The 15,169-nt window shown below is 34.3% G+C and carries 13 protein-coding genes; 9 read left to right on the top strand and 4 right to left on the bottom strand.

The window, feature by feature from the left end:
- Positions 1 to 273: 273 nt before the first annotated feature.
- Positions 274 to 1,644 (bottom strand): histidine--tRNA ligase, encoded by a 1,371-nt coding sequence (gene hisS / locus LXH21_RS12070; protein ID WP_239866209.1) that lies wholly within the window; start codon positions 1,642 to 1,644, stop codon positions 274 to 276.
- Between the two features lie 418 nt (positions 1,645 to 2,062).
- On the opposite strand from hisS, the gene LXH21_RS12065 reads away from it, so the two are divergent.
- The gene (locus tag LXH21_RS12065) at positions 2,063 to 3,304 is read left to right on the top strand and encodes an ABC transporter permease (RefSeq protein ID WP_239866207.1); all 1,242 of its coding nucleotides are present in this window, start codon (positions 2,063 to 2,065) and stop codon (positions 3,302 to 3,304) included.
- A 14-nt stretch (positions 3,305 to 3,318) separates the two neighbouring features.
- Here LXH21_RS12065 and prmC read toward each other — a convergent pair whose 3' ends face one another.
- Complete coding sequence (prmC, locus tag LXH21_RS12060; protein ID WP_239866205.1) at positions 3,319 to 4,173, bottom strand: peptide chain release factor N(5)-glutamine methyltransferase; 855 nt, start codon at positions 4,171 to 4,173, stop codon at positions 3,319 to 3,321.
- A gap of 114 nt (positions 4,174 to 4,287) precedes the next feature.
- On the opposite strand from prmC, the gene ribD reads away from it, so the two are divergent.
- The 3 genes from ribD to LXH21_RS12045 are packed head-to-tail and all read left to right on the top strand — an operon-like array spanning position 4,288 to position 6,566.
- Positions 4,288 to 5,328, top strand: a complete 1,041-nt coding sequence (gene ribD / locus LXH21_RS12055) for a bifunctional diaminohydroxyphosphoribosylaminopyrimidine deaminase/5-amino-6-(5-phosphoribosylamino)uracil reductase RibD (protein WP_239866203.1) — start codon at positions 4,288 to 4,290, stop codon at positions 5,326 to 5,328.
- A complete protein-coding gene (locus LXH21_RS12050) occupies positions 5,325 to 5,927 on the top strand; it encodes an HAD family hydrolase (RefSeq protein ID WP_239866201.1) in 603 nt (200 codons plus the stop codon). Before ribD ends, LXH21_RS12050 begins: the two co-directional genes overlap by 4 nt.
- 6 nt (positions 5,928 to 5,933) lie before the next feature.
- Positions 5,934 to 6,566, top strand: coding sequence for an IMPACT family protein (locus tag LXH21_RS12045; protein WP_239866199.1), 633 nt, complete (start codon positions 5,934 to 5,936; stop codon positions 6,564 to 6,566).
- Between the two features lie 15 nt (positions 6,567 to 6,581).
- On the opposite strand, the gene LXH21_RS12040 is transcribed toward LXH21_RS12045, so the two are convergent.
- Positions 6,582 to 6,989 carry an acyl-CoA thioesterase gene (locus LXH21_RS12040; RefSeq protein WP_239866197.1) on the bottom strand — a complete coding sequence of 136 codons (408 nt, stop codon included), beginning with the start codon at positions 6,987 to 6,989 and terminating at the stop codon, positions 6,582 to 6,584.
- A gap of 196 nt (positions 6,990 to 7,185) precedes the next feature.
- Here LXH21_RS12040 and dnaA point away from each other — a divergent pair, with 196 nt between their 5' ends.
- The 5 genes from dnaA (at position 7,186) to LXH21_RS12015 (ending at position 12,073) form a co-directional block, all read left to right on the top strand.
- Positions 7,186 to 8,613, top strand: a complete 1,428-nt coding sequence (dnaA, locus tag LXH21_RS12035; RefSeq protein ID WP_239866195.1) for a chromosomal replication initiator protein DnaA — start codon at positions 7,186 to 7,188, stop codon at positions 8,611 to 8,613.
- 8 nt (positions 8,614 to 8,621) lie between these two features.
- Positions 8,622 to 9,089, top strand: a complete 468-nt coding sequence (locus LXH21_RS12030) for a low molecular weight protein-tyrosine-phosphatase (RefSeq protein ID WP_239866193.1) — start codon at positions 8,622 to 8,624, stop codon at positions 9,087 to 9,089.
- Positions 9,090 to 9,229: 140 nt separating this feature from the next.
- Positions 9,230 to 9,952, top strand: a complete 723-nt coding sequence (locus tag LXH21_RS12025; RefSeq protein WP_239866192.1) for an SAM-dependent methyltransferase — start codon at positions 9,230 to 9,232, stop codon at positions 9,950 to 9,952.
- A 12-nt stretch (positions 9,953 to 9,964) separates the two neighbouring features.
- Entirely contained in the window at positions 9,965 to 11,092 is a 1,128-nt protein-coding gene (locus LXH21_RS12020; protein WP_239866191.1) for a methionine aminotransferase, read from the top strand.
- Between the two features lie 99 nt (positions 11,093 to 11,191).
- Positions 11,192 to 12,073, top strand: a complete 882-nt coding sequence (locus LXH21_RS12015) for an SDR family oxidoreductase (protein ID WP_239866190.1) — start codon at positions 11,192 to 11,194, stop codon at positions 12,071 to 12,073.
- Between the two features lie 141 nt (positions 12,074 to 12,214).
- Here the strand turns inward: LXH21_RS12015 and LXH21_RS12010 are convergent, their stop codons facing one another.
- A complete protein-coding gene (locus LXH21_RS12010) occupies positions 12,215 to 15,022 on the bottom strand; it encodes a TonB-dependent receptor (RefSeq protein ID WP_239866187.1) in 2,808 nt (935 codons plus the stop codon).
- Between the last annotated feature and the right edge of the window lie 147 nt (positions 15,023 to 15,169).

Genomic DNA, 15,169 nt, shown 5'->3' with positions numbered 1-15,169 from the left:
CAAAATTACTGCCAAAACATGCGCAACGTCAAATTGTCAGTTGCTTTTTTGAAAAACATAAAAATGAGGATAATTTTTTCATTATTGATTTAAATTTTATTATAATATTAGGAATTATATCAATAGTTTTTTCTAAGTTTGTAATCTGTTCTCTTTAAGGAGAGAGTCTAAGGTTATTTACATACATTATTAATTCACTATACCTTATATCAAAAAAAAGCTTTGTTTTATAAAACAAAGCTTTTTTTATGGGTTCTGATTGTTGCTCTACTGCTATAGTAAGGCATTTTTCAAACCCGCTAAGTCCACTATATTTTGTTCTCCTGTGGCTAAATCCTTCAATGCATATTTTCCTTGATTCATCTCATCTTCTCCTAGAATTACAGCGTAAGGTATAGATCGTTTGTCGGCATGTTGAAATTGTTTTCCAACTTTGGCATTATCTGGATAGAGTTCGACTTTAATTCCTGCAGCTCTCAATTGTTTGATTGCAGTCATAGCAAATAAAGCTTCTTTCTCACCATAATTAATAAACAAAGCCTTTGTAGAAACAGTTACTGTTTGCGGAAACAAGTTTAATTCTTCGACCACCAAATAGATTCGATCTAGTCCAAAAGAAATTCCAACTCCACTCATATTTTTTAATCCAAAAATACCAGTCAAATCGTCATAACGACCTCCCCCACCTATCGATCCCATTGCAACACCTTTTGGTGCAGCAACTTCAAAAATAGCTCCAGTGTAATAATTCAACCCTCTAGCCAAAGTTACGTCCAAGTCTAAAATAGCGGTCGACAGCCCTAAATTTGATACATTATCACATATAAAACGTAATTCTGCTACTCCCTTTAAACCTTCTTCTGAATCTGCTAAAAGCTCAGACAGCTTTTCAAGCTTTTCAGTGATGCTTCCTGTGAAATTAAATAACGGTTGAACTTTTATGATGGCTTCTTCAGAAATTCCTTTTTCTATCATTTCCTTCTTAACTCCATCTTCGCCTATTTTATCCAATTTATCCAAAGCTACTGTAAAATCGATTAATTTATCTGAAGCTCCGATTACCTCTGCGATCCCAGATAGAATTTTACGATTGTTTATTTTTACGGTAGCTCCTGCTAAACCCAAATCGGTAAAAACGGCATCATATAATTGTACCAATTCTACTTCTTGCCACAAAGATTTAGAGCCTACAACATCTGCATCACACTGAAAAAATTCTCTAAAACGTCCTTTTTGCGGTCGATCGGCACGCCAAACTGGTTGTATTTGATATCTTTTGAAAGGGAATTCAATTTCGTTTTGATGTTGCACTACATAACGCGCAAACGGTACGGTCAAATCGTAACGCAACGCTTTCTCAGAAATACTCGCTGTTAACTTTGTACTGTCTTTTGCCTCAAGATATGCAGCATTTGCTTTTGTCAAATAATCTCCTGAATTTAATATTTTGAAAATCAAGCGATCTCCCTCCTCCCCGTACTTTCCCATTAGGGTATCCGAATTTTCAAAAGAAGGTGTTTCTATAGGTGCGAAACCAAATTTTTCAAAATTATTTTTGATAGTTTGAATAATGTATTGTCTTTTTGCCACCTCGGCTGGTGAGAAGTCTCTTGTTCCTTTAGGAATACTTGGTTTTGATGCCATTGTAATTGTTTAAATATTTGAGATTTTGGTTTTGAATCCAAATCTTTGCAAATATCTTATTTTTAAAATAAATCTGTTTATTTATTATCGTTTTTTAAACATACCCTTAATTTAAAATCTTATCCTATTGTAAAGTTTGAAATCATTTAAGGTTACCAATTAAATATAATACTCTTATAAAAATCATGATGTCTTATTATGTATGCAAAGTTCTAGCCCAGATAGAAGTGAAAATGATGCACGAATAAACGCAATTGTTTTCTTGCTCAAAAGAGCGACCAATGGAAGCTCCTTTTGAGCATTGAAAATAAAGTGTTTGGAGAAATCATTGCAACAGATAGCTGGAAATAGCTACAAATAATAAAGACTGCCTTTATATTTGTTCAAAATGTGTAAATTAGTACCAAAATATTTTAGCATGCTTCATTTATTTAGAGAAAATGTACGGATTGCGATGGGTTCTATACGAACACAGATTTTGCGAACCATTTTGACGGTCATTATTATCGCTATCGGAATTACAGCTTTGGTAGGGATTCTAACAGTGGTATCAGCACTTGAAAATACTATTGCTACCGATTTTTCGTCAATGGGTGCTAATACTTTTTCGGTTAAACAATATGAAAATGATTTACGCAATCGCCGTGGTGAAACGCAGAAAATCATAAATCCTGTTATTTCTTATCCTGAAGCTGTAGCTTTTCAAAATAAATACCAGTTCCCACTAAGCGAAACGTCGCTCTCTTTTAAAGCAACGAGTACTGCTGAAATTAAATTTGAAACAGAAAAAACAGATCCAGAGATCACCGTCATGGGTGTAGATGATTACTTTATGGTCAACTCTGGACTCGAGACTAGTACGGGCCGCAACTTTACCAATTTTGACATTAGTAATAATACCTATTCTTGTATTATAGGATCTGATATCGAGAAAGGATTGTTGAAAAATGTAAACCCGATCGGAAAGACAATCTCTATTCGCGGTGCTCGTTTTAAAGTGGTTGGAGTGCTTAAAGAAAAGGGAGCCACCTTTGGAAATAACCAAGATTTAAGAGTTTTAATTCCTATTCAATTAGCGCGCTCGTTATTTACGGCACCCAACATTAATTATAGTGTGAGTATTTTAACTCAAAAGAGCGAATTACTGAATGAAGCTATTGATGATGCTATTATTACGATGCGTAATATAAGAGGTCTTAGCCCTGTGAAAGAAAATAATTTCGGAATTGTGCGTTCTGATGATTTGATAAACAAAATCCTCGGAATCACCAAATACTTGGGACTAGCTTCTTGGGGAATTGGAGTGATAACAATTCTTGGTTCTTCGATTGCTTTGATGAATATTATGATTGTTTCGGTTACCGAACGTACTCGGGAAATTGGTGTGCGTAAGGCATTGGGAGCAAAAAAATCTACAGTTGCCATTCAGTTTTTTATAGAAACTCTATTGATTGGACAATTGGGAGGATTAATTGGAATTATACTTGGAATATTAATTGGTTTTGGAATTGCAACCGCAATGCAATTTGATTTTGTAATTCCGTGGTTGGCTATTTTTGCAGCCTTCATGACTAGTTTTATTGTTGCCATTATTTCGGGATTGTATCCCGCTATTAAAGCAGCTACACTTGACCCAATTGAAGCTTTGCGTTATGAGTAATCGCTGATTATTGTTTAAACTTCGGCACGAGTCATTCTGTCGTTTCCGTATATGTCTTTGCGAAGCTCAATATTTTTAAAATCGAGTCCTCGAAGCAGTTCTTTCATTTCCTTTCCTAGATACTGATTGATTTCAAAGAATAATTGACCATTTGGTTTTAAATGATTTTTGGCCAGTAACGCTATTTTAGAATAAAAAACCAACGCATTGTCATCGGCTACAAAAAGTGCCAAATGCGGCTCGTTCTTCAAAACATTATTTTTGATTTCTTCTTTTTCTAAATTTCGAACATAAGGAGGATTGGAAACAATTATATCGAAGTCCTGCATTAAGTCATCTACCTCTAATATATTTTGCTCTAAGAAAGTTATGGATACTTTGTTGTTTAAAGCATTTTCCTTAGCCGTTAGCAAAGCATTTGCAGATACATCTAAAGCGAATACCATAGCATCTGGTAGGTTTTTGGCTAATGAAATTGCTATACAACCCGATCCCGTACCGATATCCAGAATTTTAATCGTCGAGCTATTTTCTTTTGTTTGCTGGCGGTGAATGATCCAGTCTACTAATTCTTCTGTCTCTGGTCTCGGTATCAGAACATTTTCGTTCACAATAAAATCCAAGCCAAAAAAATGAGTTGTGCCAAGTAAATATTGAATGGGAATTTCTAGATCTAGCTGTTGCTGTAAATGGTTCCACACCAAAACTTCAGCTTCCGAAAACTTCAATTCTGGTTGTAGGGCTAAATCTACGCGCTTTAATTGTCTTTTGTTTTCTAAAATTAAATAGAAAAAACTCTCCGCTTCGTCATCTCCATAACGTGGAGTTAATTTTTCAATAAATTGGGCACGGTAGTTTCTAATATTCATAATAGGATTCTAAACTCAAAATTAAGCAGCAAATGTTGCACAAAAGTAACAATAGTTCTTGGCAATTTTTAGTTTTAACATTAAAACTAAAATCCAAAATAGTATTTTTGTCTAATGAACACCAATGAAAAATACATACAACGTTGCATTGACCTAGCAGAAAATGGACGAGGAACAACTTATCCAAATCCTATGGTAGGAAGCGTTATTGTTTATAACGACTCCATTATTGGCGAAGGTTGGCATAGAAAAGCAGGTGAAGGCCATGCAGAAGTCAATGCAGTGCAATCGGTTAAAGATAAATCACTCCTTGCCCAAGCAACGATTTATGTGAGCCTAGAACCTTGCAGTCATTTCGGTAAAACACCCCCTTGTTGCGACCTAATAATCGCAAACAAAATTCCAAATGTTGTAATTGGTACGATTGACCCAAACAGCCAAGTTGCTGGTAGTGGAATAAAAAAATTAATTGATGCGGGAGTAAATGTTACCGTTGGCGTATTGGAAGAGAAGTGTAACGAGCTCAATAAGCGTTTTTTTACCTTTCATCGAAAGAAAAGACCTTATATAATTTTAAAATGGGCAGAAACCCAGAATGGATTTATAGCACCTCTAACGAAAAACGAACAGAAACCGGTATGGATTACGTCTCAATATACGAGGCAACTGGTTCACAAATGGCGCAGTGAGGAACAATCAATTCTTATAGGAACTCAAACCGCTATTGATGATAATCCTAAACTCGATGTGAGAGACTGGACAGGTAAAAACCCAATACGTGTTGTTCTAGATCGAAAGAATCGTATTCCCAAAAACAGCAACCTCTTTGATAACAGCATTAAAACCATCGTAATTTGCGAGTCGTTAACCAATCAAAACACAGAAAATTGTATCTTTGAGTGTATCGACTTCGAAAAAGAATTGCCTTCTCAAATCATGAAAGTGCTGTATAAATTTCAAATTCAGTCGGTTATTATTGAAGGAGGCCGACATATTTTACAATCATTTATTGAATTTGATCTTTGGGATGAAGCCTTTGTGTTTAAGGGCACTGTAAATTTCGAAAACGGTAAACCTGCACCTATACTAACTAACTACTCGTTTTTTGATCATTTAAAAATTGGTCAAGACGAACTTAAAACTTATAAAAAATGATAGAATCAATTATATTTGATTTTGGTGATGTTTTCATCAATCTCGACAAACCTGCAACTTTTGACGGATTAAAAAAACTTGGCGCTTCTGAATGGAATGAAGACCTAGACCAATTGAACCAACAATTTGAAATGGGTAAAATTTCGGAAGACGATTTTTTAAATGGTATTCAAAAACATTGCCAAGACGCTAGTATCTCGGAGATCAAAAAGACTTGGAATGCAATATTGGCCGATTTTCCATTATATCGATTGGAGTTTTTACAAATGCTCTCGCAAAAATACCGTTTGTTTCTTCTTAGCAATACAGACGCCATACATATTGCACGATTTCAGAAAAAAGTAGGTGAGAGTTTTTATAATGATTTCTATCACTGTTTTGAGCATGTTTATTTTTCTTTTGAAATGGGAATGCGCAAACCAGATGTGGCAATTTATGAGCATGTGCTAAACAATCACAGCTTAGAAGCACACAAAACATTATTTGTAGACGATAAAAAGGAAAATACGGATGCTGCTGCCACATTGGGCATTCATGTATGGAACCTGCAGGTGGGTAAGGAAGATGTTGTTGAATTGTTTGAGAAGAAAATAATATAATCATTATTGGAGACTATCGATACCTATAAAACGATTGCAGCACCTTCTAGCGAAATACTCTTTAAAGAGAAAAGCAGCAAATTCTTTGGCTATGCTTACCCTATAACTAACGATGAGGAAGTAAAGCCTATTATAGAACATTTACGAAAGATACATCCCAATGCGCGACACATTTGCTACGCGTACCAAATAGGCACAGAAACAGTGCAATACAGAGCCAATGATGATGGAGAACCAAGTAATACGGCAGGAGCTCCCATTTATGGTCAAATTCAATCATTTGGACTCACAAATGTGATCATTCTGGTGGTTCGGTTTTTTGGAGGAATTAAACTTGGTGTAGGAGGTTTAATTGCTGCTTACAAAACAACTGCGCAACTTACATTAGATTCCTGCGAAATTGTAGAAAAAACAATCGACCTGCATTACATTATATCTTTTGATTACCAAAATATGAATAAAGCGATGCGAGTTATCAAGGAGAAAAAATTAGAGATTGTCAATCAAGAAATGGAGATCAACGCAGAGACTAATCTTCCAACAGGAAAAATTGAAATAAAAACAAGAAAAAAAAATGCCGAAATGATATTCGACATTTTTACAGCTTTATACGAAATTGACATAATTAGCAAAGAATAATTAGCAAATTATGTCTCATTCACCCATTCCTAATATACATTCTTTAATATACTCTGGAGGAAGCATCGGACGCCCCGTTTTCATGTTTACAAAAACCAGAATTGAGTTCCCAATTGTTAACAACTCCATCTCTTCATTGTAAATTTCATAATCAAATTCTATTTTCACAGACGTCTGACTTTTGAATATAGTTTTGACGGTTAATAAATCATCATAACGAGCAGGTTTTTTAAAATTTGTGCTTAAAGAAACAACTGGTAACATTACACCGTTTTCCTCCATGACTTTATAAGAAACCCCCATTTTCCTTAGCCATTCCACGCGTCCCATCTCAAAATACTGTGCATAGTTCCCATGATAAACGACTCCCATTTGGTCTGTTTCAGAGTATCTCACTCTCACTTTAAATTCAAATTCTTTCATATTTTTTTATACTATTTTTTTATCCAAAACTAGATAATTTTTACTCACTTACAACAATATTTCTACAAATTCAACCTCCAAATATTTTTTTTTACAGAAATTTGTTCACATATTTGTTAACCCAAAAAACCACTAAAAATCGCTTACTTTTCCAAGTAGTAATTTAACACAAAATAAAATAATTTAGATAGAATTTATGACTAAAACTGCTCAATCAGTATGGGAAAATTGTTTGTCCTTTATTAAAGACAACATTCAGGACCAAGCCTATAAAACTTGGTTTGAACCAATCAAGTCCGTTGAGCTTACAGACAATGCTCTATATATTCAAGTACCTAGTAAGTTTTTCTACGAATGGTTAGAAGAACACTATGTAAAGTTATTAAAAGTGGCATTAACAAAAGAACTTGGAAAAAACGCAAAGTTACTCTATAAAATTAAAATGGAGAACACTTATGGTAATAAACAACCGTTTACAGAACAGTTGCCTAGTGCCAATAGAGTGACATTAAGACCTCAAGAGGTAGATGCTCCATTAAAAAATTTAAATCCTGAATTAAAAAACCCTTTTGTAATTCCTGGAATTCGTAATTTAAAAATCGAATCTCAGTTGAATGCTAATTATAGTTTTGATAATTTTCTAGAAGGAGATTCAAATAGATTAGCACGTTCTGCAGGTATGGCTGTTGCCAATAAACCAGGTGGAACTTCATTTAATCCATTATTAATTTTTGGGGGTGTTGGTTTGGGTAAAACACATTTAGCACATGCTATTGGTGTTGAAATTAAAGATAAGTATCCTGAGAAAACAGTTTTATATATTTCTGCTGAAATTTTCACTCAACAATATATAGATTCTGTAAAGAAAAATAATAGAAATGATTTTATTCATTTCTATCAATTGATAGATGTTTTGATCATCGATGATGTACAATTCCTTTCGGGAAAATCTGGTACTCAAGATGTGTTTTTTCATATATTCAACTATTTACACCAAAATGGTAAACAAGTGATTTTGACTTCAGACAAAGCACCTGTTGACATGCAAGATATTGAGCAAAGATTACTTTCTCGTTTCAAATGGGGATTGTCTGCAGAGATACACCAACCGGACTACGAAACTAGAATTTCGATCTTAAAAAATATATTGTATCGTGATGGTGTTGAAATGCCTGACGATATCATTGAATATGTAGCACGTAACATTAAATCAAATGTAAGAGAACTTGAGGGTGCAATTATTTCCTTAATAGCACAATCGTCATTCAACAAAAAAGAAGTTACAATTGATCTGGCAAAAAGTGTTGTAGAAAAGTTTGTAAAAAATGTGAAACGAGAAATTTCTATCGATTACATTCAGAAAACAGTGTCGGATTACTTTCAATTGGATTTAGAAACATTGCAATCTAAAACAAGAAAAAGACATGTTGTACAAGCAAGACAATTAGCCATGTTCTTTGCAAAGAAATTTACCAAAGCATCATTAGCAAACATTGGTTCTCAAATTGGAGACCGTGATCATGCTACCGTGCTGCACGCTTGTAAAACAGTAGACAACTTAGTCTCTACAGACAAACAATTCAAAAAATACGTAGAGGATATTCATAAAAAACTAACGCTATAAAAAGCACTATGCCAATCAAAATTCTTATGGTTTGTTTGGGTAACATTTGTCGTTCCCCTCTTGCCGAAGGTATACTAGCTTCCAAACTTCCAGCCAATACATTTATCGTTACTTCGGCTGGAACAGGTTCTTGGCATGTAGGACATTCTCCTGACAAGCGTTCTATAGACATTGCAAAAAAAAACAAACTAGATATTTCCAATCAAAAAGGCAGGCATTTTACAAAAAATGATTTCGCAGAATTTGATTATATCTACGTTATGGATCAGTCTAATTACAAAGATGTCCTTGCACTCTCTCACAACACAGAAGAATCCAATAAAGTTCAAATGATTTTGAATGAACTTTTTCCTAATGAGAATGTAGATGTTCCCGATCCTTATTATGGATCTGCAAATGGTTTTGAAATGGTTTACAAAATGCTTGATGATGCTTGCACTATCATTGCTAATAAACTTATTGAAAAACACATTTAAATTTTTCAGTCCTAAGATTCTACAGCAATAATCTGCATTATTATTTTTACTAGATCCTTTTGTTTTATTACTTCTACGCTTGATTTATACGTATAAATTACGTTCTTTGTAACTCAATTGCAGATAAAACAAAAAGCGTAATGGCAGCCAATAATACACTAGGAAAACTTTATTTAATTCCAACAACAATGGGTGAATGTGACCCAATGGACGTACTACCTCAAACTATAAATAGAGCTATCGAATTAATTGACTATTATATTGTTGAAAACGAAAAGACAGCTCGTAAATCTATTAAACAAGTACAACCTGATAAAAAACAATCGGAACTTGTTCTTTTTGCACTGAATAAACATACTGAAACCAAGGAGCATTTGGATTTTATAAAACCATTGCTAGAAGGCAAAAACATGGGCTTAATGAGCGAGGCAGGCTGTCCTGGTGTTGCAGATCCTGGAGCGGTGATAGTGAAGATCGCTCATGATAGAGGAATTCAAGTTATACCTTTAGTGGGCCCTTCTTCGATCCTTTTGGCTATGATGGCTTCTGGAATGAATGGTCAAAGTTTTACTTTTCACGGATATTTACCTATCGAAAAAGATGAAAAGAAAGCCAGCTTCAAATTATTGGAAAGAACCTCTTTTGAAAAGAATCAGTCCCAAATTTTTATCGAAACGCCTTATCGCAATAATAAGCTCCTTGAAGATTTGATTCAGACATTGAATCCAGAAACTCACTTATGTATTGCTGCAGATATTACATTGCCTACAGAATATATAAAGACCAAAAAAATAGCAGCTTGGAAGAAAGAGACGATTGACTTACACAAACGTCCAACTATTTTTATCATCCATAAAATGTAAATTTAATTCGGTATGAGCAAACTCCCCAATGTTGTTGCAAGTGTCTTTTCAACTATGTCGCAGTTGGCTTCAGAATATAAAGCAATTAATTTATCTCAAGGTTTTCCTGATTTCAGTGTTGACAAACGACTTATAGAAATCACAGAGAATGTACTGCAGGAAAGTGTACATCAATACATGCCTATGGCTGGATATGAACCCTTGCTTCAGCAAATTGCTACACTTACCAAAAAGCAGTATAATCGAATTGTACAGGTGAGTACTGAAATTTTAGTAACTGCTGGTGCTACTCAAGGTATTTATACTACATTACAAGCACTATTATCAACAGGAGATGAAGTTATTGTATTAGACCCTAGTTACGATTCTTATGAACCCTCAATAATTATGAGTGGTGGTATCGCCATCCGCATTCCTATAAACAATGACTACACGGTGAATTGGACTGTGGTGGATCAAGCTTGTTCTTTTAAAACAAGAATGATAATCATTAATAATCCGCACAATCCAACTGGCAGAATTTTTACACAAGCAGATATTGAGGCTCTGGAAAAAATTCTAGAAAAATATCCAAACATATTATTACTATCTGATGAGGTGTATGAATATATCACTTTCGAACAAAAACACATTTCAATTAATACACGCGAAAAGCTCATTGCAAAATCTATAATAATTTCCTCCTTCGGAAAATCATTTCATATTACGGGTTGGAAAGTTGGATACCTTATTGCTCCAAAAAATTTAATGATCGAAATAAAGAAGGTACATCAGTTTATGGTTTTTAGTGTAAATAGTATTTCACAAGTAGCCATTAGTAGGTATCTTGAGGTAGTTACACTAGAAGATATAGCCCCATTTTATCAAAAGAAAAGAGAATATTTCAATAATTTACTCAGTACCAGCCGTTTTAAATTACTTCCCTGTGAGGGAACTTATTTTCAAGTAGCTTCTTACGCCGCTATTTCAGAAAAAAGCGATGTTGACTTTTGCAAATGGTTGACCATTGAGCATGGCGTGGCTGCAATTCCAAATTCCGCCTTTTATGCAAATGGTAAGGATCAAAAACTCATACGCTTTTGCTTTGCAAAAAGGGATATCACACTTGCTGCAGCAGCAGAAAAGTTAATCTCTTTGTAAACAAATATCTTAAAAATGCTACAATGCTTAATTATTTTTTCACTTACTATGCACGCATTGTAAGTGAAAAATACTTATATTTACTAAAAAGCTAACCATATGAATTTTAAAGATAAAATGTTAAGAGACGATGCACTTCAAGGCAAAGTCATAGTTGTAACGGGTGGAGGAAGTGGCTTAGGTAAAGCTATGACTCAGTATTTTTTAGAATTAGGCGCCAAAGTTGCTATAACTTCTCGCGATTTAGACAAATTGAAGAATACAGCTTCTGAACTTGAAACTGCGACAGGAGGTACTTGTTTACCACTTCAATGTGATGTAAGACATTATGATCAAGTAGAGACAATGCTAGAAAATGTATTAAAAGCATTTGGTAAAGTAGATGTTTTACTTAATAACGCAGCTGGAAATTTTATATCGCCAACCGAAAGGTTATCAGCCAATGCATTTGATACTGTAATCGATATTGTTTTAAAAGGAACCAAAAACTGCACCTTAGCATTTGGAAAACATTGGATAGATAAAAAGCAGGAACATTCAACCGTTCTAAACATTGTTACCACTTATGCCTGGACTGGATCTGCTTATGTGGTACCTAGCGCAACAGCCAAAGCTGGAGTACTCGCTATGACGCGTAGTTTAGCTGTAGAATGGGCAAAATATGGTATACGTACCAATGCAATTGCACCGGGCCCATTCCCTACAAAAGGAGCTTGGGACCGTTTACTACCAGGCGACTTGGCAGAGAAATTTGACATGGCTAAGAAAGTACCTTTACAACGTGTTGGTGACCATCAAGAATTAGCAAATTTAGCAGCTTATTTAGTCTCCGATTTTTCAGCTTATATAAATGGTGAAATTGTTGTAATTGATGGTGGAGAATGGTTAAAAGGCGCCGGACAATTTAATCTACTTGAAGCCATACCTGAAGAATTGTGGGATCAACTTGAAGCAATGATAAAAGCTAAGAAAAATAAATAAACATTTTACAATCTTTATAAAAACAAAAGGCATCGTATTAGTACGATGCCTTTTGGCTTTAAGACATTTTTAATTATTTAGCAAAAAAAAACGACATTGCACCGAAGTGAATGTCGCCTTTAAAATAATTTATAAAATTAATTAGAAATTATAACGTAAGCTAAAATTCCAAGTTCTTCCAAATCCGAAGTAAACATTGTTAGAAGTTGCAACTCCTTGGTAAGTAGCACCAGAAGAAGCATAAGTTGCTCCAGAAGTTCCAGAAACAAAATCACTAGCAAAAACATTTGTTTTAGATTCTGCTATGTAAACTTTATCCAAAACGTTGTTCACATTTAATCTGAAGTTAACAGAATCATCTTTCTTTTTACCAACTAGTAACTTATAAGAAAGACCAGCGTCCATTAAACCGTAAGAAGGTAATTCTAAAGCTCCTTTATTTGTTTCAGATGAAAAGTTATTTGGAGAGATAGAAGCATACAAATCATCATTGTAATTGTAATTAGCATCAACAGTCAATCGTGTAAGAACTTCATAAGCAGCACCCAAAGAAGCTGTTAATTGAGCAGCATCACCAACTTTTACTTTATCCAAATATAACGTAGTTGGAGTTCCTCCTCCAATTGGGTTATTGGACACATCGTATCTGTTACTCAAACTATTTCCTTTGTAATTCCAGTCCCCTTTAGAGAACATCCCGTTTATTTTTAATTTATCAGTAACCCTTACAGTTCCTTCTACTTCAATACCAGAGTGAATTTCTGTGATCCCAGAAAAATCAAAATACCCTCCTACGTTGTCAGTACCACCATCAGTAGATCTTTGGTATCTATCTTTCCATTTTGTATTGTAAACGTTCACATTAACGTTTACTGATTTATTACGGAAACCGTATCCAGCTTCAAATCCTGTAATTTTTTCATTCGTCAAATTTCCATTCAACTTTGATTTGTTATTTGGGTAAACAGAGTTAAAAAATGGTTGTTTAGAGTAGTAACCAGCATTTACAAAAACATTGTGGTTTTCATTTATGTTGTAATTTGCTCCCCCTTTAACATTACCACCGGTAATATTTTTATAATCAGTTTCTCTTAAATCATAATCTGGATTTGCTACCGTTGTACCTTGATTGAATTCAGGATATTGAAAACGGTCAATCTTTTTAAAACCTTGTTGTGAAATTGCGGCTTGAACAAATGCAGTTAAATCATCATTAGAATATTCTAATTGTGTAAATGCACCAACCCAGTTCACTTTACCATCGTAATCAAAATTAATTTTTTGATCTGCGCTTGCAGATACGAACGGGTTGAATGATGGACTTACAGAATAAGTCTTAGTAATTTGTTGATTTGCTGGTAAGTTTTTATTACCACTATCAATAAATACACTTCCTCCTAATAAATTATTCAATACTTGGTAGTGAATACCCTTGTATGTTCTAGCATCAACACCAAAATCTAAAACTAAATTTTTGTTTAATTGCTTGTTTAAACTTGCAATAGCACCGTACCAGTCATGAGAATTATACGATGAAATCTGAGAGATCCCATTTGTGGTATTTGTAGCAGTTCCTGTAGACGCGCTATTTTGAAACTGATTATCAATCATAGTTCTGGTTTTAGTTTGTCCGTTTATAGAAACAGGAAGTCCAGAGTTGTATGCTTGAATTTTATCATAATCAACCAAACCAGTTGCAGTTCTCAAATTATCGTTTACATAATTATTACCTGCTATTCCACCTGTACCGCTTCCACCTGCTCCACGACCCCAAGAACCGTATACAATTGTAGACAATTTAGTAGTTTCATTTATTTTGTAATCCCAATTAATAGAACCTACAGGTTTATGGTAATAGTTTCTCTTCATATTGAACTCTTTTCCGTCTAGAGTTCCCCAATCAGAATTGTATCTAGTATTTGGTTCTCCATCAGAACCATATTTGATGTAATTAGCGATAGATACATAAGTACTTCTTTGGTTGTGCCATTGAGGTGCACCAGTAAAAGTAAATTGAATATCATGCTTGTCATTCTTTGATTTATAACCTAAAGCAATGTAATAATTTTGCCCTTCAAATTCAGTTCCATCAATATAACCATCACCTTGAGTAGCACTCAAAAGAATAGAAGCTGACAAACCATTTTCCATTACTCCAGTATTGTAAGAACCTTGTACTTTAAAGTAATTAGCGTTACCAAAACCAGAAGATACAGAACCACCTTCTTTTAAATCAGAAGATTTTGTAATAATATTGATGGTACCTCCAACAGAAGCAATTGCTAACTTTGAAGAACCTAAACCTCTTTGAACTTGCATTGCAGAGGTTACATCTGACAATCCAGCCCAGTTACTCCAATAAACAGCTCCAGACTCCATATCATTTACTGGTGCACCATTGATCATAACCGCAATGTTTTTTTGATCGAAACCACGAATGTTGATTCTCGAATCTCCAAAACCACCACCTGACTTTGTTACATAGACAGAAGGTGTATTTTTTAAAATTTCAGGAAACTCTTGAGTTCCTAACTTTTCTTGAATTTCAATAGCTTTAATTGTAGAAACTGCAACCGGAGTTTTTCTTGCTTTAGCAACATCTATTACTCCACTTTTAACTACTATCTCGTCCAATTCATTTGAATTAGATATCAAAACAACAGTGCCTAAATTCTTAGTTGCTCCATTGGCGATAGAAAACTTAACACTTTTAGGCTCGTAACCTAAAAAAGAAATAATTAATTCTCCAGAACTAACCGTAGTATTAATTGAAAATTTACCGTCAATATCGGCAGATACACCCGTAGCATTACCTTTGACAGCAACATTAGCACCAGGTAATGACCCTTGGGCGTCAGTAATAGTCCCAGTGATTTTTCCTTGGGAAAATGCAGTCGCAACTACTAGAAACAGTAATCCAGAGAGCAACCAATCTTTTATTGTTTTCATTTTATTTTAGTTATAAATTTTTTGCAAAAATATAACATTTTGATATGCATAAGTTAACGCAATTTTTGGAAATTCATTTATTGTCAAAAACAATTAAAACAGACTGGACTTCTCATCATATAATTACGTTTTCAGCCAAAATGCTCA

Origin of the sequence: Flavobacterium algicola (assembly GCF_022399565.1) — a bacterium.
GTDB classification, from domain to species: domain Bacteria; phylum Bacteroidota; class Bacteroidia; order Flavobacteriales; family Flavobacteriaceae; genus Flavobacterium; species Flavobacterium algicola.
The sequence above is the reverse complement of the archived record's forward strand: the minus strand, read 5'-3'. Positions and strand labels throughout refer to the sequence as shown.

Coding starts and splice junctions, on each gene's coding strand:
- hisS (WP_239866209.1), bottom strand. CDS start 1,644: ATGGCATCAAAACCAAGTATTCCTAAAGGAACAAGAGACTTCTCACCA.
- LXH21_RS12065 (WP_239866207.1), top strand. CDS start 2,063: ATGCTTCATTTATTTAGAGAAAATGTACGGATTGCGATGGGTTCTATA.
- prmC (WP_239866205.1), bottom strand. CDS start 4,173: ATGAATATTAGAAACTACCGTGCCCAATTTATTGAAAAATTAACTCCA.
- ribD (WP_239866203.1), top strand. CDS start 4,288: ATGAACACCAATGAAAAATACATACAACGTTGCATTGACCTAGCAGAA.
- LXH21_RS12050 (WP_239866201.1), top strand. CDS start 5,325: ATGATAGAATCAATTATATTTGATTTTGGTGATGTTTTCATCAATCTC.
- LXH21_RS12040 (WP_239866197.1), bottom strand. CDS start 6,989: ATGAAAGAATTTGAATTTAAAGTGAGAGTGAGATACTCTGAAACAGAC.
- dnaA (WP_239866195.1), top strand. CDS start 7,186: ATGACTAAAACTGCTCAATCAGTATGGGAAAATTGTTTGTCCTTTATT.
- LXH21_RS12030 (WP_239866193.1), top strand. CDS start 8,622: ATGCCAATCAAAATTCTTATGGTTTGTTTGGGTAACATTTGTCGTTCC.
- LXH21_RS12025 (WP_239866192.1), top strand. CDS start 9,230: ATGGCAGCCAATAATACACTAGGAAAACTTTATTTAATTCCAACAACA.
- LXH21_RS12020 (WP_239866191.1), top strand. CDS start 9,965: ATGAGCAAACTCCCCAATGTTGTTGCAAGTGTCTTTTCAACTATGTCG.
- LXH21_RS12015 (WP_239866190.1), top strand. CDS start 11,192: ATGAATTTTAAAGATAAAATGTTAAGAGACGATGCACTTCAAGGCAAA.
- LXH21_RS12010 (WP_239866187.1), bottom strand. CDS start 15,022: ATGAAAACAATAAAAGATTGGTTGCTCTCTGGATTACTGTTTCTAGTA.